Source organism: Larkinella fluvii (assembly GCF_051857545.1).
In the GTDB taxonomy this organism is placed as follows: domain Bacteria; phylum Bacteroidota; class Bacteroidia; order Cytophagales; family Spirosomataceae; genus Larkinella.
Genome location: NZ_JBPZHB010000007.1, coordinates 360901 through 385797 on the forward strand (window position 1 = coordinate 360901; position 24897 = coordinate 385797).

Annotated in this window: 18 protein-coding genes; 17 read left to right on the top strand and 1 reads right to left on the bottom strand. The window is 51.9% G+C overall.

Going from position 1 to position 24897, the window contains the following annotated elements:
• The first annotated feature begins 45 nt into the window (after positions 1–45).
• The 9 genes from ACS5NO_RS20435 to ACS5NO_RS20475 all read left to right on the top strand — a co-directional run bounded on the left by ACS5NO_RS20435 (position 46) and on the right by ACS5NO_RS20475 (position 11014).
• Positions 46–2448 carry a TonB-dependent receptor gene (locus tag ACS5NO_RS20435; protein ID WP_439416851.1) on the top strand — a complete coding sequence of 801 codons (2403 nt, stop codon included), beginning with the start codon at positions 46–48 and terminating at the stop codon, positions 2446–2448.
• 6 nt (positions 2449–2454) lie between these two features.
• Complete coding sequence (locus ACS5NO_RS20440) at positions 2455–3552, top strand: DUF4249 domain-containing protein (protein ID WP_439416852.1); 1098 nt, start codon at positions 2455–2457, stop codon at positions 3550–3552.
• A 69-nt stretch (positions 3553–3621) separates the two neighbouring features.
• On the top strand, positions 3622–4644 hold the full coding sequence (locus ACS5NO_RS20445; RefSeq protein ID WP_439416853.1) for a glycosyltransferase family 9 protein: 1023 nt from the start codon (positions 3622–3624) through the stop codon (positions 4642–4644).
• 17 nt (positions 4645–4661) lie between these two features.
• Positions 4662–5534 (top strand): carbon-nitrogen hydrolase, encoded by an 873-nt coding sequence (locus tag ACS5NO_RS20450; RefSeq protein WP_439416854.1) that lies wholly within the window; start codon positions 4662–4664, stop codon positions 5532–5534.
• Positions 5535–5542: 8 nt separating this feature from the next.
• A complete protein-coding gene (locus ACS5NO_RS20455; protein ID WP_439416855.1) occupies positions 5543–7213 on the top strand; it encodes a hypothetical protein in 1671 nt (556 codons plus the stop codon).
• Positions 7214–7396: 183 nt separating this feature from the next.
• Complete coding sequence (locus tag ACS5NO_RS20460; RefSeq protein ID WP_439416856.1) at positions 7397–8101, top strand: vacuolar protein sorting family 37 protein; 705 nt, start codon at positions 7397–7399, stop codon at positions 8099–8101.
• 114 nt (positions 8102–8215) lie between these two features.
• Complete coding sequence (locus ACS5NO_RS20465) at positions 8216–9241, top strand: hypothetical protein (RefSeq protein WP_439416857.1); 1026 nt, start codon at positions 8216–8218, stop codon at positions 9239–9241.
• Between the two features lie 123 nt (positions 9242–9364).
• Positions 9365–10399 (top strand): hypothetical protein, encoded by a 1035-nt coding sequence (locus tag ACS5NO_RS20470; RefSeq protein ID WP_439416858.1) that lies wholly within the window; start codon positions 9365–9367, stop codon positions 10397–10399.
• Between the two features lie 114 nt (positions 10400–10513).
• Positions 10514–11014, top strand: a complete 501-nt coding sequence (locus ACS5NO_RS20475; RefSeq protein WP_439416859.1) for a hypothetical protein — start codon at positions 10514–10516, stop codon at positions 11012–11014.
• Between the two features lies 1 nt (position 11015).
• Here the strand turns inward: ACS5NO_RS20475 and ACS5NO_RS20480 are convergent, their stop codons facing one another.
• Positions 11016–14327: a leucine-rich repeat domain-containing protein gene (locus ACS5NO_RS20480; protein WP_439416860.1), complete on the bottom strand. Its 3312-nt coding sequence runs from the start codon at positions 14325–14327 to the stop codon at positions 11016–11018.
• A 36-nt stretch (positions 14328–14363) separates the two neighbouring features.
• On the opposite strand from ACS5NO_RS20480, the gene ACS5NO_RS20485 reads away from it, so the two are divergent.
• The 8 genes from ACS5NO_RS20485 (at position 14364) to ACS5NO_RS20520 (ending at position 24858) form a co-directional block, all read left to right on the top strand.
• Positions 14364–15443, top strand: coding sequence for an agmatine deiminase family protein (locus ACS5NO_RS20485; protein WP_439416861.1), 1080 nt, complete (start codon positions 14364–14366; stop codon positions 15441–15443).
• The gene (locus ACS5NO_RS20490; protein ID WP_439416862.1) at positions 15443–15781 is read left to right on the top strand and encodes an avidin-fold protein; all 339 of its coding nucleotides are present in this window, start codon (positions 15443–15445) and stop codon (positions 15779–15781) included. The genes ACS5NO_RS20485 and ACS5NO_RS20490 overlap by 1 nt, the downstream gene beginning before the upstream one ends.
• Before the next feature lie 10 nt (positions 15782–15791).
• Positions 15792–16472: a hypothetical protein gene (locus ACS5NO_RS20495; protein ID WP_439416863.1), complete on the top strand. Its 681-nt coding sequence runs from the start codon at positions 15792–15794 to the stop codon at positions 16470–16472.
• 34 nt (positions 16473–16506) lie between these two features.
• Positions 16507–18840, top strand: coding sequence for a peptidylprolyl isomerase (locus tag ACS5NO_RS20500; RefSeq protein WP_439416864.1), 2334 nt, complete (start codon positions 16507–16509; stop codon positions 18838–18840).
• A gap of 100 nt (positions 18841–18940) precedes the next feature.
• Entirely contained in the window at positions 18941–20302 is a 1362-nt protein-coding gene (locus ACS5NO_RS20505) for a peptidylprolyl isomerase (protein WP_114409523.1), read from the top strand.
• A gap of 131 nt (positions 20303–20433) precedes the next feature.
• Positions 20434–21399: an AAA family ATPase gene (locus ACS5NO_RS20510; protein WP_114409524.1), complete on the top strand. Its 966-nt coding sequence runs from the start codon at positions 20434–20436 to the stop codon at positions 21397–21399.
• A 205-nt stretch (positions 21400–21604) separates the two neighbouring features.
• On the top strand, positions 21605–22390 hold the full coding sequence (locus ACS5NO_RS20515; protein ID WP_439416865.1) for a hypothetical protein: 786 nt from the start codon (positions 21605–21607) through the stop codon (positions 22388–22390).
• A gap of 17 nt (positions 22391–22407) precedes the next feature.
• Positions 22408–24858, top strand: coding sequence for a carboxypeptidase regulatory-like domain-containing protein (locus ACS5NO_RS20520; RefSeq protein ID WP_439416866.1), 2451 nt, complete (start codon positions 22408–22410; stop codon positions 24856–24858).
• Positions 24859–24897: the final 39 nt, after the last annotated feature.

Consider the following 24897-nt stretch of genomic DNA (forward strand, 5'->3'; position numbering starts at 1 on the left):
TATTTGATCTTTACAACACGAAACCAATTTTACAACCTGACCTACATGCGATTTTTCTACTTCACCATTGTGTGCAGTTGGCTTATCCTTTCTGTTGCGGCAGCCCAGCCCAAAATCGACCAATCCAATCATTCCCTCACGGGCTACGTTCGCGACGCCATCACCAAAAAGCCCATTCAGGGCGTCACGGTTTTTATTACCGAAAACCGCCGGGGCGTCAACACGAGTCGCGACGGTTTTTTTGTCATACCCCTTCCCGACGGCACCTATAACGTCAAATTTACCCACATCGGTTTTCGGCCACAAACGCACACCATTGTCCTGAACAAAACGGTTTTGACCGAAATTCTGCTGGAAGACGATTCCAAGGATCTGGAGGAAGTAACCGTTACGACCGAAGCGCCCGACCGGAATGTAAAGAAAGTGGAACTGGGCGTCACGCAGATGTCCATCAAAACCATCAAGCGCATTCCGGCTTTTATGGGGGAAGCCGACGTGGTGCGGAGTCTGCTGCTGCTGCCAGGCGTCACCACCGTGGGCGAAGGCGCTCCCGGCATCAACGTTCGGGGGGGCAGCACCGACCAGAATCTGGTGCTGATGGACGACGCGCCCATCTTCAATTCGAGCCATTTGATGGGTTTTTTCTCAGTTTTTAACCCTGACATTGTCCGCGACGTTACGCTCAACCGGGGCGGTATTGCGCCGAGTATGGGCGGGCGGGCGGCATCCGTGCTCGACATTCGGGTGAAAGAACCGGAGATCGACAAACTCACGGTAAATGGCGGGATCGGGATCGTTGCCAGCCGCCTGGGCATTGAGGGACCGCTCTTCAATAAAAAACTGTCCTTTCTGCTGGCCGGGCGAGCATCGTTCAATGATTTTCTGTTTAAGCTCATGCCCCGCAGTATTCGGGAAACGAAAGCGAATTTCTACGACCTGACGACCAAATTAAAATTCCAACCCAATGAAAAACACACTGTTACGTTCACGGGGTACGCGAGTCGCGACGAATTTAAACTGGCGTCCGATTCGCTTTCGACCGTAGAAGTCAATGCCTCTTCCACGGTTTTTGAATACCGAACCGTGAATGGAACGCTGAAATGGAACTACTTCATCAACGACCGTTTCAATCTGACCACGACCGCCATATACAGCCAATACCGCCCCGAAACGTCGGCTCCCGACCCGGCCAACGCCTTTCGGCTTACCTCGGAAATTTTGCACCGCCAAGTGAAAGCCGACCTGAGTTATGCCGCCACGAGTAATCACCAGTTGCAGGGTGGCATCAGCCTGATCGATTATTACCTCCAGCCTAACAAGCTCGTCCCCGGTTTTCAATCGAACGTGCTGCCGAAAGCGATGCCCATCGAACGAGCGTATGAACTGGCGGTTTATGCCCAGGATGAATGGAAAGTGAATGAAGCTTTTTCCATTCTGGGCGGTATTCGCTATTCCCAACTGCTGAATCGGGGACCGGCCAGCGTCCCCGTTTATGAGGAGGGTGTTCCCCGCGAACCCGAAACGACATCGTCTTCCACCGCCCACGCCAAAGGACAGATTTACCACCAGGCAGGCGGTATCGAACCTCGTCTGGCATTACGCTGGACCGTGGCCGAAGGTCAGTCCATTAAAGCGGGTTACAACCGCCTGCGGCAATACATCCATCTGATTACCAACACAACAGCCGCTCTGCCCGTCTCGCGCTGGAAGTTGAGCGATTCGTTTGTCAAGCCCCAAATTGCCGATCAATGGTCGGTGGGCTATTTCAGAAACACCGCTGGAAATGCGTTTGAAGCGTCGGCGGAAGTGTATTACAAAACGTTGCAAAACGCCATTGATTTCAAGGATGGGGCGGAATTGCTGCTGAATCCGACCCCCGAAACCGAGTTGTTGCAGGGGACCGGCAAGGCCTACGGACTTGAAACGCAGCTCCGCAAAAACAAAGGTCACTGGATCGGCTGGGTCAGTTATACCTACTCCCGGTCTTTATACACCATCAACGGGCCTTTCCCGGAAGAACGGGTGAACAATGGCAACGAATACCCGACCAACTTCGACAAACCGCACACGTTGAATGCGATGACGACCTTTCGGCCCAACAGCCGGGTGAATGTGTCGTTCAATTTTACCTACAGCACCGGCCGCCCCGTGACCCAGCCCTACGCCCGGGCCCGCGTCAACGGCATCGTCGTTCCCATTTATATAAACCGGAACCAGCAACGGATTCCCGATTACCACCGCCTGGATTTTGCCATCGAGTTTAACCAGAATCCAGCCAAAATACGGCGGTGGGAACGAAGCTGGGTCTTTTCGATCTACAACGTTTACGCCCGCAAGAATGCCTATTCAGTGTTCTTCAAGGTCAATTCAGCGTCGTTGTCAGATGGCTATAAACTGTCGGTGTTCGGATCGGCCTTCCCATCGCTGACCTACAATTTCAAGTTTTGATTCGTTATGAAAAGCCTGATTCTCACCGATTTTCTTTTACTGCGGTTTTGCTCTGCCCCCTTCGTCTTCTTGATTTTGGGTCTGGTTAGCTCGTGCATCAGTCCCTATCAGCCGGATACACAATCCATCGGGCGAGCCCTGGTGGTGGAAGGATTGATCACCGACCAGCCGGGGCCTTATGCCGTCAACCTCACGCAAACCGCCGACTACACGTATTCGGGTTTGAACCTGCTGGTCAGTGGTGCCACGGTAACGCTATCCGACAATTTCGGGAATCAGGAGGTGCTTCGGGAAGTCAGTCCGGGCTATTACCAAACTACGGCAAGCGGAATCCGGGGCACCGTGGGCCGCTCGTACAAAATCGCCATCCGAACCACCGACGGGAAACAATATGAATCGTCTCTGGAAGTATTAAAAACCGCCCCGCCGATCAGCCAACTGAGTTACGAATACCAGTATAATACGGCATCCTTCGAAAACGACAAGCGGAACACCTGGGCGGTTTATCTGGATACCAAAGACCCGGAAACACCCGGCGATTACTACCGGTGGGTGTGGAAGAATTACGAGTTTACGGCGGCTTGTCTGTTAAGTCCCAACATCAATTCGGATGGGTATTACATCGGGTTGCGCCCCTGCTGCACGGATTGTTGGGACATTAATCAGTGCTACAGCAACTGCATCAACATCAGCTCCGATGCGGCCATTAACGGAAAAGCCATTAGCCGTCAATACATTATGAGTGTACCGTTTACGTCGCGCGGTATGTATTACGTGGAAGTGGAGCAGCAATCGATCAGTCCGGGAGCTTACCAGTTTTTTAACAGTGTCAAAAAACTGGTCAACAACACGGGTGGTTTATTTGATGCGGCTCCGGCAGCCGTTGGCGGAAATATCAAGTGCACCAGCCATCCGGGCGAGGTCGTTTACGGGTATTTCGGGGCTGCCGGGGTCAGCGTAATGGCCTTGAAAGTCGATCGGTCGAAAGATGCCGTCGGCATTCCAAACGGAAAGAATATCCTGCTCGATAACCTGGCGCCCTGCCTTGCCTGCGAAAACAGCATCTACCGAACACCCAACAAACCGCGTTTCTGGGATCAGTAGCTTGCCATATGCACAGGTTTTGCACCTTTCCTTCAAAAATCTCCCGGCCATATCGTAAATTTGGCGGCAATGCATACCACCCCTGCCAAGTTTCTGATTATCCGGTTTTCGTCCATCGGCGACATCGTGCTGACGACGCCGGTTATACGTTGCCTGAAACAACAGGTTCCGGGTGCCGAAATCCATTATTGCACCAAGCGATCCTTTCAATCCCTCATCGAATCCAATCCCTATGTCGACAAGGGAATTTACCTGGATGGAAATCTGAACGACCTCATTCGCCAACTGCGAACCGAGCGGTACGATTACATCATCGACTTACACAATAACCTGCGCACCCGCATCATCAAACTGCGGCTGGCCGTTCCGTCGCGCAGTTTCGACAAACTGAACTGGGAGAAATGGCTCTATGTCCAGTTCAAAGTGAACACCATGCCGCCCCTCCACATTGTCGATCGGTATTTGAAAACGACGGAGTCGTTTGGGGTGGTCAACGACGGAAAAGGGCTGGATTACTTCATTCCTTACAAGGACATCGTGGAACCGGAATGGTTACCCATCACCCACCGCCGGGGATTTGTTGCCTACGCCATTGGCGGTCAGCACGCGACCAAGAAGCTTCCCGTAGCGCGTATGATTGAATTGTGCCGAAAAATCAATTATCCGATGGTCTTGCTGGGGGGGAAAGAAGACGCTGCGGCTGGCGAAGAAGTGCTTCAGGCTTTGGGTGACAAACTGATTTACAACGCCTGCGGAAAATACAACCTGAACCAGTCGGCTTCCATTCTCCAACAATCATCACTGGTTTTTAGCCACGATACGGGTCTGATGCACATCGCGGCTGCCTTCCGAAAAAAAATCTACGCGATCTGGGGCAACACCACGCCACAACTGGGCATGTACCCCTACAAAACCAATTTTGTTTCGCTCGAAAACAAACTGTTGCCCTGTCGTCCTTGTTCTAAAATAGGTTACGATCAGTGTCCGAAGGGTCATTTCAACTGCATGAACGAACTACCGTTCGATTTTGACCTGAAAGAACTGAAACGTGGCACCGGGCCTTCTACGCGAAGAACCGGCCCGGAACGTTAATCCCATTGAAACATCACATGTCAAAAAAAGTAAACATTGGCCTGGTGCAGATGTCCTGCTCGGCCGACCTGGACGCTAATCTCGAAAAAGCCATTGCCGGGATTCGGGAAGCTGCCGCCAAAGGCGCCCAAATTGTGTGTTTGCAGGAATTGTTCCGCTCGCTGTATTTCTGCGACGTGGAAGATCACCACAATTTCAGTCTGGCCGAAGCCATCCCCGGCCCCACCACCGAACGGCTGGGGGAAATTGCGCGCGAAACCAATACCGTTGTCATTGCGTCGTTATTTGAAAAACGGGCCGCCGGTTTGTACCACAATACGACCGCCGTGCTGGATGCCGATGGCACCTATCTGGGCAAATACCGCAAAATGCACATTCCCGACGACCCCGGTTATTACGAAAAGTTTTACTTCACCCCCGGCGATCTGGGCTATAAGGTGTTTGAAACGAAATATGCCAAAATCGGTGTCCTGATTTGCTGGGACCAGTGGTATCCGGAACCTGCCCGCATTACGTCTCTGATGGGTGCCGAAATCCTGTTTTACCCCACTGCCATCGGCTGGGATACGGAAGAAACCGATCCCAAAGTGGATGAAGAACAATACAGCGCCTGGCAAACCATTCAGCGCAGCCACGCCATTGCCAACGGCGTTCATGTGGTTTCGGTGAACCGGGTCGGGCAGGAAGGGGGCCAGAAATTCTGGGGTGGGTCGTTTGTGGCCAATCCCCACGGCACCCTGCTGTATCTGGCTCCTCATGAGGGAGAAGTCACTCACGTTCAGGAAATTGATTTAAGTTTAACCGACAAATACCGTACGACCTGGCCCTATTTCCGTGACCGCCGAATCGATTCGTACCAACCCATCACGAAACGCTATTTGGACGAATGACCAACCGTATGAAGCTTTTTCTGATTTCTTTAGGAGTTGCCCTGGCCGGGTTCGGTTTATGGTACAATCAGTATACCAGTGGCCCTGAGCCGGTTATCGTGCCCCATCAGGGTGCTTTGCCCGCCCAAACCGCCTTGAACCCAACCCCCCGGCAATCCTTTACCCCCACCACCCGCAAAGGTTACTGGAATCCGGATGTCGTTGGTGATTTCACACTCCCCGCCACCAAATCCGTGACGTTCAGCGGTGCCGGACGCAACCTGCATGTCGATCAGGATTGGTCAAAGCTGTTCCGCCGGGGCTTTTCGTCTGTCGACAAAACCCGGATGTCGCCGGACGAATACCGCAGTGAATGGAATCCCAAACCGCCAGGCTGGACCAGCCGCCTGAAACCGTCTCAGCGGGCGTTGACCATTGGGCAAGGCTACATGGCCGGTGCGCCTTTTAACATCGAATGGGCGAGGGCGGGTGACAAAGCACCGGAAACCTGGTACAAGCGTCCGTGGGGCGACCAGGGATTTAAGAATAGTGTGTATACCGCCATGCAGGAACTCAATGGAGAATGCGAAAATTTTGGCGATTGTAACCCGAACAACAAATTAAACACCTACGGAAAAATCTTTTTTGACATTGAAAATGAAGGCGTTGGCAATGTCCTGAACCGCCAGGAACAGGTCAATCTCTATGTTTTTATGATGAAGTCGCTTCGGGAGTGGATCAGTCCCTACACCGAAATCGGCTCCATTGCTCCGGTTCCACTCAACGGCTACGGGTATTCCCGCGCCCGCGAATACAAGGGCTCCCCGGAATGGCTCTGGGCGATGCCCGCCCGGCATACGGCCACCTCACGCCAACGCGGGATGCCCGACGAGATTGTTGGCAAAACCTTCGCCGACTACATTGATTTTCAGATGCCGGGCACGTATTACATGTTCCCGGATTTCGATTATTCCATCCCGCACAGTGACGACGGTGCCCGCCACTGGCTCGGCGCTTTGTTACACGAACAGGAGGTAAACGCCCGGCTTTCGCCCAAGAAACGCATTGCCTGGCAGTGGCTTTTCAACACCCAAAGCAGTGAATTCCCCAATAGTGAGAAAGCGAAAAACGCGGCTCCCCCAGCCGTGGCCGAAGGAATTGCGGTTTTTTACTGGTTTACGGGTGCCTACGGAGTCATGTTCTGGGATGATGCAACGGAACTGAAACCCGACCAGCCAACCCCGGCGGATGTAAATCAGCAGGGCCTGGGCAATGATCGGGTGTATGCCTGTTACGAACACTACATCCATGGTCTCTGGCGGTTGTTCAAACACCACGGTGACCTATTCAATGGGCGAGAAAAATACCTGAACGACCAAACCGAATGCTCGGTCGACGGCGGAAAAACCTGGTATAAATACACCGCCAATCAGCTAAAAACCAACAACGTGCCGTTTGTCAGAGCCATCGTTAATGGGAATCAGATTCTGGTAGCGGCAACCCAACCCTACGGAAAACCCGACCAGCGCGAACAGGTACTGGTGCGATACGTTCAGGATGGGTACCAGTTTTATACGACCATCAATCTGAAAGGCGACGAAATATTTCTGGGCCGGGCAACGATGGCGAATGGTGCCGGAAGCCGGAAGAAAGCAGCCGGAAGTCCAAAGAAAACGACTGTAAATCGAAAGAAGGCCTGATTCTATTCTGTCTTACGACTAAAACCGTAAAACCGGGTCGATACATGAAGTTCGGCCCGGTTTTTATCCTTACAGGCCATCAGTAAACCGTTTGGCTTAAAACGGTTATTTTATCATCTTGCGCCCATCTAATATTGTTCCGTCTTTCATCGGCAAGAACGATACGTTTTAACCTAACACAAGATGGCAGAACAAGAAACGAGTTCCGGGCTGGAGGGCTTCGGAAAAAAACTCCTGAATCTCTTTATCAAAGAAGAACCGACGACGGGTAAGCCGATAACGGCCTTTCCACAAAACCCGCCCAATCCGGTTTCCGTGCCGATAACACCGGCTGGCCCGGTTCCTGCAGCAGCGGTGCCCGAGGGTGCCGTCGACACGAAGTTTGTCGATCATTTTGCGGCTGTGCTGTCGAAAGCCAACCAGCCGGGGCCCGATTATTTCGAGTTTCGGGAAACGCTGAAAAACCTGTCGAATCTCAATCTGAGTGAAGACCAGCAGTATCAGGCGGCCTGGGCCAGTTTCAAGGCAATGGGCGGTTCGGCCAACGTGGCCGGTCTGGTCAGTTCGGCCAACCAGTATCTGACGGCCTTGAACAACGACCAGCAGGCGTTTTCGAAAACCGTGGAGGAAGCCCTGACCGAAAAAGTCGGCGGTTTGTCCAACGAACAAAAACAACTGCAATCGGAAAACGAACAACTGGCCAAACAGATGCTGGAGCTTCAGCGAAAAATGGACGCCAATACGGAACGACTGGCCAAAATCGGCGGGGAGTTAAATGAACAACGGCAGAAAATCACCCAGAACAAAAGCAATTACGAAGCGACGCTGGCCGTCTTCGTCGGTCAGATCAAGCGGGATTTGCTCAAACTCGGGGAATATATAAAATGACGGTTTACGGTTTTCAGTTTACGGTGGCTGACGCATGTTAGCAGACGCGTCAGCCACCGTGAACTGAAAACCGTAAACCAAATAAACGTTAAACAATAAACCTTACACTTAACAATGGCATCAACTCCTGATTTTTCACAAGTGGGTGGCCGAACCGAGGACGGCGACAAGCGTTCGTTCTGGAGCCGCCCGGAAGGCATCGCGGGGCTGTTTTTTCTGGCCGCCATCGGTGCCATGGGATTAGTATACTTCAACCGGATCGTTGAATTTCTGATCAAGGTTACCGAAAATACGCTGTATCTGGCGGGTCTGCTGGCGGTTCTGGGCTTCCTGATCTTCCTCTTTACGAGTAAGGATGTGCGGACTGCGGTTTTCTTCCTGTATAAAACGCTGATGCGGAAATTGACAGGTCTCGTGATTCAGCTCGATCCGATTGCGATCATGAAGATTTACGTCAACGATCTGAAAGACAAACGACGCAGCATGCAGGGACAGATTGACACACTGGCGGGACAACTGGTGAAACTGAACCGGAAAATTACCGAGAACAACGAGGTGATCAAGCAGAAGTTTGCCGAAGCCAACAAAGCCAATGCCATGACCGACCGGCCCGGTATGCGGGAAGCCGCCCAACTCGCCACCATTGAAGGCGCCGGTTTGCAGGAAATGAACGAGAAATTGCAACCGCTTCAGCGCAACATGCGGACGGTGCTGGAATTCATGGAGAAAGTGAATAAAAGCGCCGACTACATCATCAAGGAAACCGAGATCAAGGTCAAACTGAAAGAAGCGGAATACCAGATCGTGAAGGAAAGCTCCAGCGCTTTGCGGACGGCCATTAGCATCTTCAAAGGCGACCCCGACAAGAAGTTTTACTTCGACGAGTCGATGGAATATATTCAGGACGACATGAGCAAAAAGCTCGGCGAAATGAAGCGGGCGATGGATATGTCGATGGACTTCATCAACTCGGTCGACATTCAGAACGGCATTCTTTCGGACAAAGGCCAGGCTTTGCTGGAAGCCTACAACCACGGTGAATTCAAAATCATCAAGTTGGACGAAGCCCCCCCAGCCACACCCGCCAGTCGGCAGGTCAACCCGCCGAAAGATGACGGTTACCGGAGTCTCCTGGATTAATGAGTGAGTTGTGATTGAGCGATTGAGTGAAAAATCAATGACCTTCCTTTCACTCAATCGCTCAATCACAATCCACTCAATAAACAATTCACAAAATCACTAATTCACACAATTGATCAAACCATGCAACGCTTAACCGTAGCCGGAAGGCTTCTCATCACGGCCCTGATTCTGGCCGGCATCTATTTTGGTTTTAAATACATCGGTGGAGTCGATTTACTGAAAAAACTAGCCCCGAAAGAAACCGCACAACAAACATCTGACTCGCCGTCGATGCCGTCGACCTCTTCGGAAGCGACGTCTGAAGAAAGCGCCAAACCCGCCGACACGGAAGCGACCGACGAAGCCGGTTCGCGTCCAACGTTCAACTACACCCCACCGGCCCCGCAAAACGGCAAGTTGAAAGGCGTCGTGGAATTGGGGGCCAGCGGTTTTAACTCGTTCATCATTACGGTTGACGCGCAGAAAGCTTGGAAACTGGAGAAATCCGAATTTGGGAATAGCCTGGTGCTGGAAAATATGGCCACCGACCAGGACGTTCGCGAAGGGTTGAAAAAATACATTTCCCAGATGCTGAACTTCGGGGTAGCTGGCCGTGACATTCACTTTGTCGTCAGCTCGGGAGCAGTGAAAGCCGACAATACCCAGAAAATCATCAAGGCGTTAAAGTCACTCAACTACGTGGTCAATACCGTAACCGCCGAACAGGAAGGTCGTCTGGCGTTGCGGTCGGTTTTGCCGAAAGATTTTGAAAGCAATGGTTTTGTGGTTGACATTGGCTCCGGAAACACCAAGATTTCGTGGAAAGAGGGTGGCAAAACCGCTGCGCTGGAAAGCTACGGTGCCAAATATTTCCAGAATGGCGATGATGATACCAAAGTGTACAACGAGGTGAAAGCACTTTCTGAAAAAATTCCGGCGGCCAATCGCAAGACCTGTTTTATCATTGGCGGGGTTCCTTTCGAGCTGGCCAAGCAAGTTCGGAACGGCAAGGAGCGTTATACGGTTTTGAACGCTCCATCGGCGTATACATCCGGTGAAGCCAAAACCAAAGCCGGTGTCAACATCTACAAAGCCATCGCCGACGGTACCAACTGCGACCAGTTCGTCTTCGACTGGGATGCAAACTTTACGATTGGTTATCTGCTGACGTTGTAACAAGAGTTGTTTCGCGGAGATGAGCGGAGAAAAAAGGGAGCTAAGCGGAGAGAATTAATAACTCCGTTTAACTCCTTCTTTCTCCGCTCAACTCCGCGAAATAATTTTATAATCATGACACTACAGGATTTCTTCGACGCCGTTTCTGCCAACCCAGCCCTTCTGACGGTTTTTCTGCTGGCCATTCCGGCACTGGCATTTGTCGTCAATATGTGGTCGGGCGAGAAGGCGGAGGAGATTTGGCGGTGGCGGTTTGTGTACGCGACGCTGGTGTACCTAGCCTGCATTCCCGGCATTTTCGCCTTTACATTAAACGTCTATCTGTTCCTCTTCGAACGGCAAAGCATCTGGCGGATGAACCTGGTCACGCAGGTGTTGCCGGTGCTGACGATGGTAGCCACGCTGATGCTCATCAAGCGCAAATTACCTTTTGCCTACATTCCCGGTTTTGGCAAACTGTCGGGCTTCATGACGCTCATTGCGGCCCTCATCGGCATTCTCTGGATCATCGACCGAACCCGCATCTACGCCGTTACTTATATTCCCTTTACCTACATTCTGGTTGGATTCGTCGGGCTGCTGCTCGTTCGTTTTGCCTGGAGCAAGGTGTTTTAGCTCAGTCCAGTTTCGGAAGCCGCTCCTTCACAAGCTGCGTCATTTGCTGCAAAACCGTTCGCTTTTCCGCCGGCAAATCGGCCCTCGACAGCCAGTTTTCGTATAATTCGAAGCTCCACCCCATGATTCGCTCGGAGTGGCTGGTTACGTACGTTTTCAAATCATCCAAAATAGCCGCAGCCGGTTTTTCTCCCTTCAACACCTGAATGCTGTTTTCCAGGTATTTTTCCAGGAGGGCATTACCGCCCTGAAATTCTCGTTTGTCAATTTTCTGTAACGCCGTACGCGCCTGATCCGGCTGCTCCACAATAATCTGTAGTTCGACTACCGTTAGCTTGATGCCAGTATTGGCGTACGGCATTTTTTCGTATTCCTCCAGTGCTTTCCGGTAACTCTGATTCGCTTCCGGCAGTTTATTTTTCAGCGTTAAATACCGCCCCTGCTCAATTAATAAGTTTCCTTTCAGTTCCGGATTTCCTGTGATGCCCCCCAATCTCTGTACTGCCTGTTCAATATCCGCCCTGGCCGCGTCTACCTGCCCCAATCTCGCCTTCGCATTGGCCCGACCACGCAAAGCCCCCACGGCGGGTTGAACAAACTGCTGCTTCTGAAACGGCTGTTGCGAAGGAACGCCTTTCGTCAATCGATCCGCCAGCGAAATACTTTGATCGTAATCGGCGATGGCTTCGGCGTATTCTTTCCGAAAAACATGCATGTCGGCTCGCTGCACATACAGCACAATCCGCAGGGTATCGGAAGCGTAATCGATGGCCTTTTCAAAATTGGCAAAGGCTTCTGTCCAGTTGCGCTGACTGGCCTTCTGAAAAGCTCTCTGTGCGTACGAATAGGCAATGCCACGGTTGGGCTTGGTCATTTTTTCCAATTTCAGCAAACCGGCCTCAACAAACGCCAGTTGCAGCACATCTCTACTGCCAAAGTTGGTATTCAAAGGTTGCGGCAGGAGGTTTTCAATTAGGTGAATACGCTGCAAATCAGGGCTATCCAGAATTTCGACCGGTAGTTCGGTCAGGCGATTGTGCGTGAGAAAAAGCTGGTGTATGCGAAAACGTTTCCAGTCTATTTCCGGAATCCGTTCCAGGTTGCAATGAGACAAGGTCAGATACACCAATTTTGGCAGCTTACGAATCTTCTCAAAAGTATCATCACCATCCAATTCCGACTGATTCATGAGCTGTAAGTCAGTGAGTTCCTGACAATAAACAATGCTGTCGGGCAACTGTCGTAAACCGGCATTATCGGTGGTTGAAATGTCCTGCATTTCCCCGATCTGCAATGATGTCAAGTGCGTCAATCGGCCGATGGATTCCGGCAGGGCCAGCAGCCGGGTTTTTCCTAGCCGCAGGGATCTTAGTTCGGAAAGGTTACCCAGTGCAGCGGGTAGAATGGTCAGTTCGTTGGCGGAAAGATCAAGAGTTTGCAATTTATCAAGGCGAACGATGTCCTGAGGCAATGTTTTTAACTTTGTGTTGGTGGCTAAAAGCGTGATGAGATTCCGACACTGTGAAAGACTCTCCGGTAACACCTCCAGTGGATTATTAGCGAGCAGAAGGATTTGAAGTTTTGTCAATTTCCCCAGTTCTGAGGGCAGTCCGGACAAGCGATTATCGGATAATCCCAGGTACGTCAATTGGGTTAACTTGCCTATTTCCGAAGAAACCGACGTCAGTTCATTATTCAGTAGATTCAATTCCTGCAAAGTAGGAAGCCGGAACAACACACCAGGCACAGTGGAAAACCGGTTATCATTCAGCACAATTCCCTCCAGAGAATCCAGTTCGGCTATCGTTTCCATAAGTTGTGTCAGTTTGTTTGAAGCCAGCACAAGTCTCTTTAGTCGATGAAGTTTTCCCATTTCGGAGGGAAGTTGCCGCAATTGATTCTCGGATGCCATCAGTTGCTGGAGTTTGCTTAATTTTCCAATTCCGGCAGGCAAACTCGTTAACTGATTGATCATCAAGATCAATTCGGTCAGGTTCGATAAGTCACCGATGCTTTCTGGAAGCTGGATAAGTTTATTGTTCGACAAATCCAGACGGTCCAGGGCCGTTAAGCGCCCGATGGATACGGGTAAAAACCGTAACTGGTTGTTGTAGATGGACAAAGCGGTAATTCCGGTTAATTTTTCCAGCGAAAAACTCAGCGTATCGAGCTGGTTTCCAGCTAGATTCAGCACCCTCAGGCTGGTTAACTCCCCCAACGATGCCGGTAGTTTTCGCAATTGACACCCACTAGCCTGCAATACTTCCAGTCGCTTTAAATTAGCCAGTTCCGCCGACAACTCGCCCAGGGCATTATTAGACAAGTTCAACTCTTTGAGACCACTGAGCTTGTAAAGGGCCGGAGGAAGTTGCTTTAATTTACAGTTCGAAAGGTTTAGATTTTCAAGCGTTAGTACCCCTTCCAGAGTACCCTCCGGGATCGTTAACCGTGGATTACCCTGAACATCAACAGACTTCAGTTTTTTCAAATTCCGAAGATCAGGCAGGGCACTCAGATTGGTGTAAGACATTCGTAATGTTTCCAGTTCGCTTAATCTGGAAAGAATGGACCAATCAACGTCTGGATCAACCTGGAGATAATTAAAATTCAACTCTTTGAGCTTTTTCAATTCACCCAGCGATTCCGGAATTTGAACCAGGTTTTTCCCGCTTTGAATGGTCAACGATGTCAACTGCCCGACACGCGCCAGTTCCGAAGGAAAAGGCGTCGTATCTCCGTTTCCCGAAAAAATGAGTTTTCGAAGAGTAGGCATAGCGGCCAGCGTTGAAAAAGTTTGCGTCAGATCCGACCGCCACAGATGTAATTCCAGCCGCTCCAACTGCGTTAACTGCTGCAACAAAGCGGGGAGCGTCAGGGTCGAAACCCGGCCCGTTGCGGGCGAATAAACCTGAACGATTGTCAGTCGCTGTAGTTTTTTGAGTTGGCTAACAGCTTCCCATAAACCCCGAGATGCCGTTGCGGAATCAACTTCCAGATACATAACCCGCAAGTCTTTCAGTTCGGACAGTCGTTCACCATGGCCCTTTTGCAAAACTTCGGCAGTAATCCGCACGGCCTGAACGGATTCCCGACGGGCTATACTATCCACCAGTTGTGCAATCGTTTCAAAACCGGTTGCCCTGAATGAGTCAGGTATTTTCATACCGGGTACATCAGCGGGTTTGTTCACCGGAAACCAGGTTTTCAGTCCGTTCAACTCCGAATCGCTGAGCAAACGCTCCTGAGCCGATGCCAACGAAACGATCCCGCACAAACCCATCATCAGAAAGATTCGCAACCCGTAAGCCGACATAATTTTGTAGTTTTGTGGTGTGATAGCAAAAATTACATGAATATACAATCCGAACATCATTCGTCAAATCTCCATTTTATTCCGGCTCAGAACGGTTTTTTCTTCCCGGCCGAATGGCATCCGCACGTCGCAACCTGGCTCAGTTGGCCGCATACCGAAGCGTCATGGTCGAACGAACGGCAGGAATTGATGTTTCCGGCTTACCTGGAGTTTATTCGGGCCATCAGCGAAAGTGAGCAGGTTTGCATCAACGCCCACAACGAAACCGTCATTCAAACGGCCAAAATGCGGCTGTTAATGGCGGGAATCGATCTGGAAAAAGTGACGCTCCTGCCCCACCCGACCAACGATTCCTGGTGCCGCGACCACGGCCCGGCCTTCCTGATCAATCCCGTCTCGAAAGAAAAAATTATCGTCAACTGGGAATACAACGCCTGGGGTGGAAAGTATCCGCCGTACGAACGGGACGGGCTTATTCCGGTCGAAATTGCCCACTACCGGCACTTGCCCTATGTCAATCCGGGCATTGTCATGGAAGGGGGCGCGGTCGAGTTCAACGGCAAAGGCACGGTTCTGACCAGCCGGGCGTGTCTGCTGAATCAAAACCGGAATTCGCACCTGACCCAGGCCCAGATTGAACAGTATCTGTGCGATTATTACGGGGTTCAGCAAGTGCTGTGGGTGGAAGAAGGCATTGTCGGCGACGATACGGACGGACACATCGACGATACCGTCCGGTTTGTCAACGAGGACACCGTGGTGGTGGCGACCGAAAACAACCCCAACGATGAGAATTACCCGTTCCTGCAGGAAATTCATCAGGAGGTGAAAGCCATGCGCTTGCTCAACGGCAAGCAACTGAATATCATCGATTTGCCCATGCCCGACCCGGTCATTAGCGAAGGACAGCGGTTGCCGGCTTCTTACGCCAATTTTTACATTTCCAACGGCTCGGTGATTGTGCCAACCTTCCGGTGCGAGAAAGACCAGACGGCTCTCGATATTCTTACCTCTTGTTTCCCAACCCGGAACGTAGTGGGCATCGACGCGACCGAAATCGTTTGGGGGTTAGGCACTTTTCATTGTCTAAGCCAGCAGGAACCAACCATTGACTGATGCAGTACGACAAGAAGATCTTTGGTTCGGTTGCCAATACCGACAACGGGGAAGTGAGTGCCGCGACGACGTTCTGGTATCACCAGGATGGCGAGGTGGTCTGGGCCGAATACCGGGGCGGTTCGGTGGTAAAAGGGTTTCTCGTCGCGAAAGTGCTGACCGACGGGGAACTAGACATGGTGTATCAGCATTTGAATACGGACGGTGACTTCCGGACGGGTGTCTGTCGTTCCACACCTGAAATACTACCCGACGGTCGCATCCGTCTGCACGAACGCTGGCGATGGACCAACGGCGACGGCTCGGAAGGCGCGTCGGTCATTGAAGAAATTGCCTGATCAACCTCGTATGAAATTTCTGTATTTATTTGGTATCCTGTTTGTTTCTGCCTGCTCCAGTCAAAAACCGCTCACGGCGGAAATGAAACTGAGTCAGCTTAAAGCGGTCAATCTGGAAGAGACGCTAACCCGGAAAGACGAGCTGATGATGACGTGGTCGCTCACGGCATTCGATAGTAAAAACCGCCTGGTGGGTGTGGCTTCCAGCGCCTGGGGTGTAGAAAAGGTTCAGAAAGGAGCGGTTTTATCCTTTGAAAATCAGGCTCCTGTGCAAGTGTCCATGCCGAAAGGCGGCAAGGTCGTTGCGTCCCTTTTGCTGATCGAAGTCGATGATTACAGCCAGGCCCAGCAATGGATCAAACGCGTTCGCGACATCAACGGCTGGATTCAGGTGCCGGTCGGCTTTTTCGAGATCGGCGCCGAACTGCTGACACCCCTGAAATACGTTACTACAGCCCTGGCAGCCGCCGGAATGGGTGTTCAGTTGACCGACCGGCTGGATAAAGACGACATTCTGGGGCAAAGCAGCGTCGAGTTGCGGGACAGCAGCAACGACCGCCAAAAGAAGGAGACGGCAATGCACGTACCGGCCCGGTTTTCGGGACGACACCTGCGCGATTCGTTTGAATACCAGGTCGACTATGACATTCGGCTCAAAAGAATAAAAATAAAGCCCGCTTCCAGTCGTTAAAAAAGTAGATAACCGATTCTAATTCATACCTGTTTTGACTTCAAACCGTATTTCACAAAAAGTGCCCGGTATCGTGTTGCTCTGTCTGCTGGCAGGCTGCAAATCCTCGGCACCCGTCGTTACCAAAGCACCCGAACCGGTTATTCTGAAACTGGGCAACAAGTCATTCACCACCGACGAGTTTTTTCAGTCGTTTACCAAAAATCAAATCAATGGCGATTCGGCCCGAAGGACGGATCTGCGTGAATACATCGATCTATTTACCAACCTGAAACTGAAAGTGATGGCCGCCGAACAGGAAGGGCGCGACACCACGGAAGGTTTCCGGGAAGAAATTACCACCTACCGGAAGCAACTGGCGCAATCGTATCTCAATGATAAAGAAGTCATTGAACACCTGACGGCGGAAGCCTACCAGCATTTAAAGGAAGAAGTCAACGTTTCGCACATCCTGTTTGCCGTGGCCGAGGATGCGGCCCCGGCCGACACGCTGGCCGCCTATAATCAGGCCCTCGATGTTCGGAAACAGCTACTGGCTGGTACCGATTTTTCAACGGCGGCCCGGCAATACTCCAAAGATCCCACAGCCGCGATGAACGGCGGGAATCTGGGTTACCTGACGGCTTTTCAGGTCGTTTATCCCCTCGAACTGGCCGCTTACGCCACGCCCGTCGGCAGTGTTTCGGCACCGGTGCGGTCGCGGTCGGGTTATCACCTCGTGAAAGTGCTGGACAAGCGGGCCAACCGGGGCAAGATTCATGTCGCGCACATCCTGGTGCGGATCAGCCCCAGCGCGACCACATCCGGCGGAGGTGACGAAGGCCAGCGGGCCGCCAAAGCCCGCATCGACGAAGCCTACAGACGGCTGGAGAAAGGTGAACCGTTCGACATGCTGGTGAAAGAATTTTCCGACGACCGCGAATCCCGCAACACCGGCGGTGTTTTACCCGTCTTTGGTGTTGGCCAGATGGTGCAACCGTTCGAGGAAGCCGCCTACGGGTTGTCGCAACCCGGCAGTTATTCCAAACCGTTTCAAACCAATTACGGCTGGCACATTGTCCGGTTGATTGAACGGCAACCCCTGGAATCGTTTGAATCGATGGCGGGGGCCTTGCGGCAGAAAGTGGTAACCGACACCCGGGCCGAAGTAGTGCGCCAGGCACTGGTGCAGCGGCTTCGGAAAACCTATACCGTGACCGAATCGCCCGACGTGCTGGCCAAAACCCTCGCCATGGCCGACAGCAGTTTGCTGACGGGCAAATGGAAACTGCCGGCAACGCTGGACGCGGCCATTGAAAAAAAACCGATTGTGCTGGTCAACAAACAACCCTATACCGCGAATGAATTTCTGGAAACCGTGGTGCGCCGTCAGCAGCCCCGCAAGGACCCGAGTTCTTCAGCGCGGGTGCAGATGGAGCGGTTGTTCCGGCGGTTTGTCGATGATAAAGTGATCGAACAGGAAGAGGCCGCTCTGGAAAAGAAGTACCCCGAATTCCGCTCGCTGATGAACGACATCCGCGATGGCGTGCTGCTTTCGCAGGCAATGGAAATCAACGTCTGGGAAAAATCACTGGTCGATTCGGTTGGCCAACGGGCTTATTACGACGCTCACAAGGAAAAATACCGCTACGACCAGCGGGCTGCGGCATCGATTCTGGAGGTTCCAAACGACGACATGCTCAAGCAGGCGTCTGAAATGCTGGCGAAGAGTCCCTACCAGCTCCGGCGGTCGGTCGAAGAACTGAACTACGGCGTCAATCAAAGTGCGCTGACTACCAAGCAGCGGGAAACGCTGTTTGATTTATTGGTGTTGATGATTAAAAACTCCGACTACCTCGTGGAGGTTTCCGGATCAGCCGATGCCACGGAGCGGGATACGGTTTCGGCAAGCCGGATTCGGACCGTGGTAAATTTCCTGACGGCCAACCGCATTCCGATTGTCCGGATCATGGAAAAGGACTACGGAAAATTCCGGCCCGGCCCCACCACCGGACCGGGTAAAAATGAGAAGGCCCGGCGCGTGACCTTTCAGTTGTTTTCGACGTCTAAAAAAGATGTGGAGAAGATTCTGAATGCCAAACAACCGGGCGCTGTTAAATTGACGGAAGGGATTTTTGCCAAAGGGGCCAACCCCTTCCTCGACGCCGTTGCCTGGCAACCGGGAACGACCACCATCCGGCGCGACGGAAAAGTGGCGCTCATCAAGATCGACCACATCGATCCGCCCCGGTTGAAAACCTTCGACGAAGCGCGGGGAGCGGTGATTAACGACTACCAAGGAGTTCTGGAAAAGCAGTGGCTCGACCGGCTCAAGCAACAGTATCCGGTGCAAATGAACGAAGAGGAGGTACGCAAGCTGGCCAAATAGGCTATTTCTTAACATCATTTAACAGATTCACCGTTTCGGCATATCAATAAATCCTGCCGAAATCCGTAATATTGAATAATAAACCTGAATGAAGTTCTTAATGAAATCAATCCTTCTCTCCTCCTTTATACTGACGGCGCTACTCGTTTCCGTATCGTCTCCCTCCTATTCGCAGGGGAAAGGAGTCAGTTTAAACAAGATCATTGCGAAAATCGATAATTACTACGTGCTAAAGTCGGATCTGGAACAGGCCCGGCAGTCATACGCACAACAGAATCAGAAAGCCCCGGCCGATTGCCAGCTTCTGGAAAGCCTGGTTGTTCAGAAAGTATTGCTGGCCAAAGCCGAAATCGACTCCGTTACGGTCGACGACAAGCTGATCGAAAACCAGATGGACGGTCGGATGTCGTACATGATTCAGCAATTCGGTTCGGAAAAGAACCTCGTCGAAGCCTACGGAAAAAGCATTGAAGCGCTGAAAAGTGAACTCCGGACAGAAGTGAAAGAACAGATGCTGGGGCAACGGATGCAGACCAAAATCACCGACGATGTGAAGGTGAGTCCTAACGAGGTCCGCAAGTTTTTTAACGGCATTCCCAAAGATAGCTTGCCCTATATCCCGGCTGAAGTCGAAATCGGACACATTGTGCGTCTGGCCAAAGTAACCAAAGAACAGACCGAAGAATTGAAAAAGCGGCTGCTGGCCCTGCGGGAACGCGTTGAAAAAGGCGAAGATTTTGCCAAACTAGCCACCGAATTTTCCGAAGACGTCGGTTCTGCCCAGAAAGGCGGTAGCCTGGGTTTTGCCAAACGCGGGGCGATGGTTGCCGAATTCGAGGGCGCGGCCATGAAGCTGAAACCCAACGAAATGTCGGACATTGTTCAATCGGAGTTTGGTCTTCACCTGATTCAGCTTATTGAAGTGCGCGGGGCTGAATACCACGCCCGTCACATCCTGCTCCGGCCCGACTACAACCGGCTCGACCTGACCGAACCCCGCCGGTTTCTAGACAGCCTGCGGACATTGATCGTCGCCGACAGTATCAAATTCGAAAAAGCCGCTAAAGACTTTTCCGAGGATAAAATGACGGCTGATGCCGGTGGCGTCATTCGCGATCAGCAGTCGAACAGCACGCTGATGCCCCACGACCAGAACATGGACTACACCCTGTTCATGACACTGGATACGATGAAAGTCGGCAGTGTCAGCCCGCCGATGGATTACCGGCTGGAAGATGGAAAAAGTGCCGTACGACTGTTGTATTACAAACGGAAGGTGGCCCCACACACGGCCAGTTTGAAAGACGATTTCGAGAAGATTGCCAACATTGTCATGGTGAACAAAAAGAACACCGCCATCGACGCCTGGTTCCGAAAAGCCGTCAGCGATGTCTACATCAATGTGGACCCGGAATACCGAAGCTGCAATATTCTAGGTGCCCAAAAAACCGAAGGACCTTAGAAGAGTTAAGAATTAAGAGTTAAGAGTTAAAAATTAAAAGCGAACTCTTAACTCCCAACTCCCAACTCCCAACTCCCAACTCTTAACTCTTAACTCTTAACTCTTAACTTCCAACTCTTAACTCCTATCCTGTGGTACAATATAATTCTGACGTTGAGGCTGCTGAAGCGCTGAATGAAGCGTATAAACGATTAAAGAGTGAGATTTCGAAAGTAGTCATCGGTCAGGAAGAAACCGTGCGGCTTTTGCTGACGGCTATTTTTTGCCAGGGACACTGTCTGTTGGTGGGCGTACCGGGTCTCGCCAAAACGTTGCTCATCCAGACCATCGCCGGAGCGCTCGACCTGAGTTTCAACCGGATTCAGTTTACCCCGGATTTAATGCCGTCGGACATTCTGGGTTCCGAAACGCTCGATCAGGAACGGCGGTTTAAATTCATCAAAGGGCCGGTTTTTGCCAACATCATTCTGGCGGATGAAATCAACCGGACTCCGCCCAAAACGCAGTCTGCTCTGCTGGAAGCCATGCAGGAATATTCTGTGACCATTGCCGGACAGAAATACCCCCTCGAACGCCCGTTTTTCGTGTTGGCCACCCAAAACCCGATCGAACAGGAAGGGACCTATCCGCTGCCCGAAGCGCAGTTGGACCGGTTTATGTTCAACGTTTTCCTGGACTATCCATCGTACCAGTCGGAATTGGACATTGTGAAGTCGACAACCAACGACGCAAAGTACCAGGTACAAAAAGTCTTATCGGGCGACGAACTGCTGGCCTTTCAACACCTGGTGCGCCGGGTTCCGGTGGTCGATAATGTGGTCGAATACGCCGTCAAACTGGTGCATAAAACCCGTCCGAATACCGAAATGGGTTCACCCGATGCCAATACGTATCTGGAATGGGGTGCCGGACCACGGGCGTCGCAGGCTTTGATTCTGGCGGCCAAATGCAACGCCCTTCTCAACGGGAAGTATTCGCCGGACATCGAAGACGTTCGCGCCGTTGCCTACCCCATCATCCGTCACCGCATTGTCCGGAACTTCAAAGCCGAAGCCGAGGGCATCACGGTCGACCAACTTATCAAGCGGCTTTTGTAAAGATTACTTTTTTTGTTCTGACTACGGTGCGGTTTTCCAGACGGGAAACCGCACCGTTTTTTTTGACCGATTAGTAAATTGTCATACTTTCACCGGGATCATAAAGAAATATTTGCAAACTTGATCGACGGATCGTGCTGTCTCTATCCTCCAATTGTCTTTTTTCATTGGTAATTGGAACCATAATCGCGCGCCCCCTGGCCCTATGACCCTAAACTCTCTGGCATTCTTCGCCAGCCGACATCCCAAAGTGGCCGCCGGGCTGATTGTCCTGTCGGAGTGTACGAATGCCGTTCTGGGTCTGCTTCTGGGCAGTTCGCTTCTGGCCGACCAGCCGGGCTGGTACCTGTCGTTTCTGCTGGGCGGACTGGTTTTGGTCCGGTTTCAATTCAACCAGTATGTCGCCCTTCGCTTGCCGGATCTGGTTTCGACAGAGCGGTTCTGGTTTCAGAAACACAGCTACGCGGTTTTGTTTCTGATCAACTTCATGGCGTACGGCATAGCGGGTGGCATCAGTGGCCGGACCATAATTCACCCGGAACCATCGGTCAGCGTGGCCAGCGAGCGTATCATTACGTATTCAGAAGTAAGTAAAACAGACACACTGCCGCAACTTACGCCCAATCAGCTTCTCAATTCGAATCAAAACCCTGATCCGGTCGTTCGGGAAAAGCCCCATACCGGTACCAAAATTGCTTACTTTCTTCTGTTTTTGACGAGTCTTTTTTTAGCCGTTGCAGCCAGCGGTTTAGCATGCCAGTTAATTTGTACCAATCATGGGTTTGCCGCTGTACTAGTCATTCTGTTGGGCATGGGTGTTCTGGCGGGCGGATTTTATTTCCTGGGTCGGATTTTCACCAAAAATATGAAGCTTTACAAGCACATGACCAAAGCCGAACGCCAGCGGGAAGGGCGACGGTTTAACCGAACCGGGCGGGGAACGGTTATTGGGTTCGTTCTTCTCTTTGTGCTATTGTCTCTTGTAAATTAATAGAGTTCTTCCGATCTATGAACTACATTTCCAGTCTGCTTTTCTTTTTTTGCTTTCATTCTGCTTTCGCCCAATCTGCACTCACTCAAACCGTCCGGGGCCGAATTTCCGACAAGGAATCCAAATACCCCTTATCCGACGTTACCATTCAGATTCTGACTACGAATTCTACCGGGATCACGGCCGGAGCCCTCACGGATTCATCCGGGCACTACCGCATCCCGAATGTCCCGGTTGGCCGACGAACCATTCGAATTACCCGAATTGGTTACAAAGAGGCTCTGCTAAACAACATCATTGTCGATGCGGGGCGTGAGACCATTCTGGACGTCGATCTGGAAGAAGCCATTACGGAACTGGCCAGCGTCACCGTCAAGGCGCAGCGAACCGGCGACGCCCGCAACGAAATGGCGGTGGTTTCGGCCCGGCAATTTACCGTCGATGAGGCCGACCGCTACGCCGGAAGCCGGGGCGAACCCGCCCGGATGGCGTCTAATTTCGCCGGGGTGCAGGGGGCTGATGATTCGCGCAACGACATTGTTATCCGGGGAAACTCACCGGGCGGGGTTCTCTGGCGAGTCGAGGGCGTCAGCATTCCGAACCCGAACCACTTTGCGGTTTCGGGAACCACGGGCGGACCGGTGAGCATCATCAGCAACAAAATGCTGGCCAATTCCGACTTTTTTACGGGGGCCTTTCCGGCGGAATTTGGCAACGGAATTGCCGGTGTTTTCGACCTCCGCCTGCGCAACGGCAACAACGAAAAACACCAGCGGACGCTCCAGTTTGGTTTTCTCGGTACCGAAGCCGCGCTGGAAGGACCGCTTTCCAAAAAAACCGGCTCGTCTTATTTTGTGACCTATCGCTACGCCAACCTCTGGCTGTTCAACAAAGCCGGTATCGACATTGGAACCCAGGCCGTTCCCACCTACCAGGATGCTTCGTTCCGGTTTAATTTCCCGCTCAAAAACAACGCCCGGCTGGCTTTTTGGGGATTCGGCGGCACCAGCACCATCGACGTGCTGATCAGTGAACAGAAAGTTTCGGACCGAAATATTTACGGCCAAAACGACCGCGATCAATATTACACCTCCCGCATGGGCGTTGTGGGCGCGACCTACGAAAAACCGCTCAACCGTCGGACATTTCTGCGCGCTACACTGGCCCAATCGGGTTATGTGCAGTTTACGCACCACAACTATCTGTTCTTTGAGAACGACGCCGACGGCCGGCCGGTGGTCGAAAACGACCGGTACAAAATAACGAGCCAGGCCAAGGTGCTGGAATACCGTTTTGCCGACACCAAAACCTCCCTGGCTGCGTCGGTTAACCACAAATTTAGCCCGCGCAGCACGCTGAAAGTCGGTTTGAACGCCGATGTATATCACTTCAACTTTGTCGATAGTGCCCGGAACGTCACGATTTTGCCCAATCTGCCGACCCAGTTAGAGCCCTGGCAAATCCGCTGGAATTCACGGCAGTCGGCGCTGCTGGTGCAGCCTTACGTGCAATGGCGCGTCAATCTGGCCGACCGGCTGACCCTGAGCGCCGGTTTGACGAGCCTGTATTTTTCACTCAACCAAAACAGTTTTTCACCCATCGAACCCCGCGCCGGTCTGGCCTGGGATTTACCAAACCGCCAAAAACTCAGCGTTGCGGTTGGACTGCACAGTCAGATTCAACCTACTTACATCTATTTTTATCGATTCGATCAACAGAGTTCTCCCTCGGGCGGACAATTCAGCCGGGATCTGGGGCTAACCAAAAGCTGGCACTATGTGACTTCGTACGATTGGCTTCCGGGTCGGAACCTGCGGTTAAAAGTGGAAGCGTATTACCAGAAACTGTTCAACGTACCGGTTGAAGAGCAGAGTAGCTCGTTTTCTATTTTGAATACCGGAGCGAGTTTCTCCCGTGTTTTTCCGGGTCGTATGGTTAATAAAGGCACTGGCCGCAACTACGGGGCGGAACTGACCCTGGAGAAGTTTTTCAGCGACGGCTACTATTTTCTGATAACGGGTTCACTCTTCGATGCCAAATACAAAGGTTCCGACGGCGTGTTGCGAAATACGGATTTTAACGGAAAATATGCGTACAACGCGGTTTTTGCAAAGGAATTTACGCTGGGCCGAAACACATTGAGTGTGGGAGCCAAATTCACGGCCATCGGTGGACGCTGGTATGGACCGGTCGACGAAGCCAAATCGAAAGCTGCTCAGGACATCATTTACCAGACAGCCAACCGCAACACGCTCCAGTTTCCGGACTACCGACGGTTCGATTTGAAAGTCGACTACAAGCTAAACCGCAACCGATTGACGCACACCATCGCCGTTGATTTCGTCAATGTGCTGGGCATTCAAAACATCCTGAGCCTGAGCTACGCCCCCCAACCCGACGGCACATTCATCAAGCGGGAATACCAACTGGGCTTCCTGCCGGTTTTCTATTACCGGGTTGACTTTTAGGGAAGTTAGACAATAGAATAGAGAGCAAAGACGCGTGTA

Bases quoted from the DNA above. Each gene is read 5' to 3' on its own strand.
- ACS5NO_RS20515 (WP_439416865.1), top strand. From the start codon at position 21,605: ATGACCCTAAACTCTCTGGCATTCTTCGCCAGCCGACATCCCAAAGTG.
- ACS5NO_RS20460 (WP_439416856.1), top strand. From the start codon at position 7,397: ATGGCAGAACAAGAAACGAGTTCCGGGCTGGAGGGCTTCGGAAAAAAA.
- ACS5NO_RS20495 (WP_439416863.1), top strand. From the start codon at position 15,792: ATGAAATTTCTGTATTTATTTGGTATCCTGTTTGTTTCTGCCTGCTCC.
- ACS5NO_RS20520 (WP_439416866.1), top strand. From the start codon at position 22,408: ATGAACTACATTTCCAGTCTGCTTTTCTTTTTTTGCTTTCATTCTGCT.
- ACS5NO_RS20455 (WP_439416855.1), top strand. From the start codon at position 5,543: ATGAAGCTTTTTCTGATTTCTTTAGGAGTTGCCCTGGCCGGGTTCGGT.
- ACS5NO_RS20465 (WP_439416857.1), top strand. From the start codon at position 8,216: ATGGCATCAACTCCTGATTTTTCACAAGTGGGTGGCCGAACCGAGGAC.
- ACS5NO_RS20450 (WP_439416854.1), top strand. From the start codon at position 4,662: ATGTCAAAAAAAGTAAACATTGGCCTGGTGCAGATGTCCTGCTCGGCC.
- ACS5NO_RS20435 (WP_439416851.1), top strand. From the start codon at position 46: ATGCGATTTTTCTACTTCACCATTGTGTGCAGTTGGCTTATCCTTTCT.
- ACS5NO_RS20475 (WP_439416859.1), top strand. From the start codon at position 10,514: ATGACACTACAGGATTTCTTCGACGCCGTTTCTGCCAACCCAGCCCTT.
- ACS5NO_RS20470 (WP_439416858.1), top strand. From the start codon at position 9,365: ATGCAACGCTTAACCGTAGCCGGAAGGCTTCTCATCACGGCCCTGATT.
- ACS5NO_RS20505 (WP_114409523.1), top strand. From the start codon at position 18,941: ATGAAATCAATCCTTCTCTCCTCCTTTATACTGACGGCGCTACTCGTT.
- ACS5NO_RS20445 (WP_439416853.1), top strand. From the start codon at position 3,622: ATGCATACCACCCCTGCCAAGTTTCTGATTATCCGGTTTTCGTCCATC.
- ACS5NO_RS20485 (WP_439416861.1), top strand. From the start codon at position 14,364: ATGAATATACAATCCGAACATCATTCGTCAAATCTCCATTTTATTCCG.
- ACS5NO_RS20490 (WP_439416862.1), top strand. From the start codon at position 15,443: ATGCAGTACGACAAGAAGATCTTTGGTTCGGTTGCCAATACCGACAAC.
- ACS5NO_RS20440 (WP_439416852.1), top strand. From the start codon at position 2,455: ATGAAAAGCCTGATTCTCACCGATTTTCTTTTACTGCGGTTTTGCTCT.
- ACS5NO_RS20480 (WP_439416860.1), bottom strand. From the start codon at position 14,327: ATGTCGGCTTACGGGTTGCGAATCTTTCTGATGATGGGTTTGTGCGGG.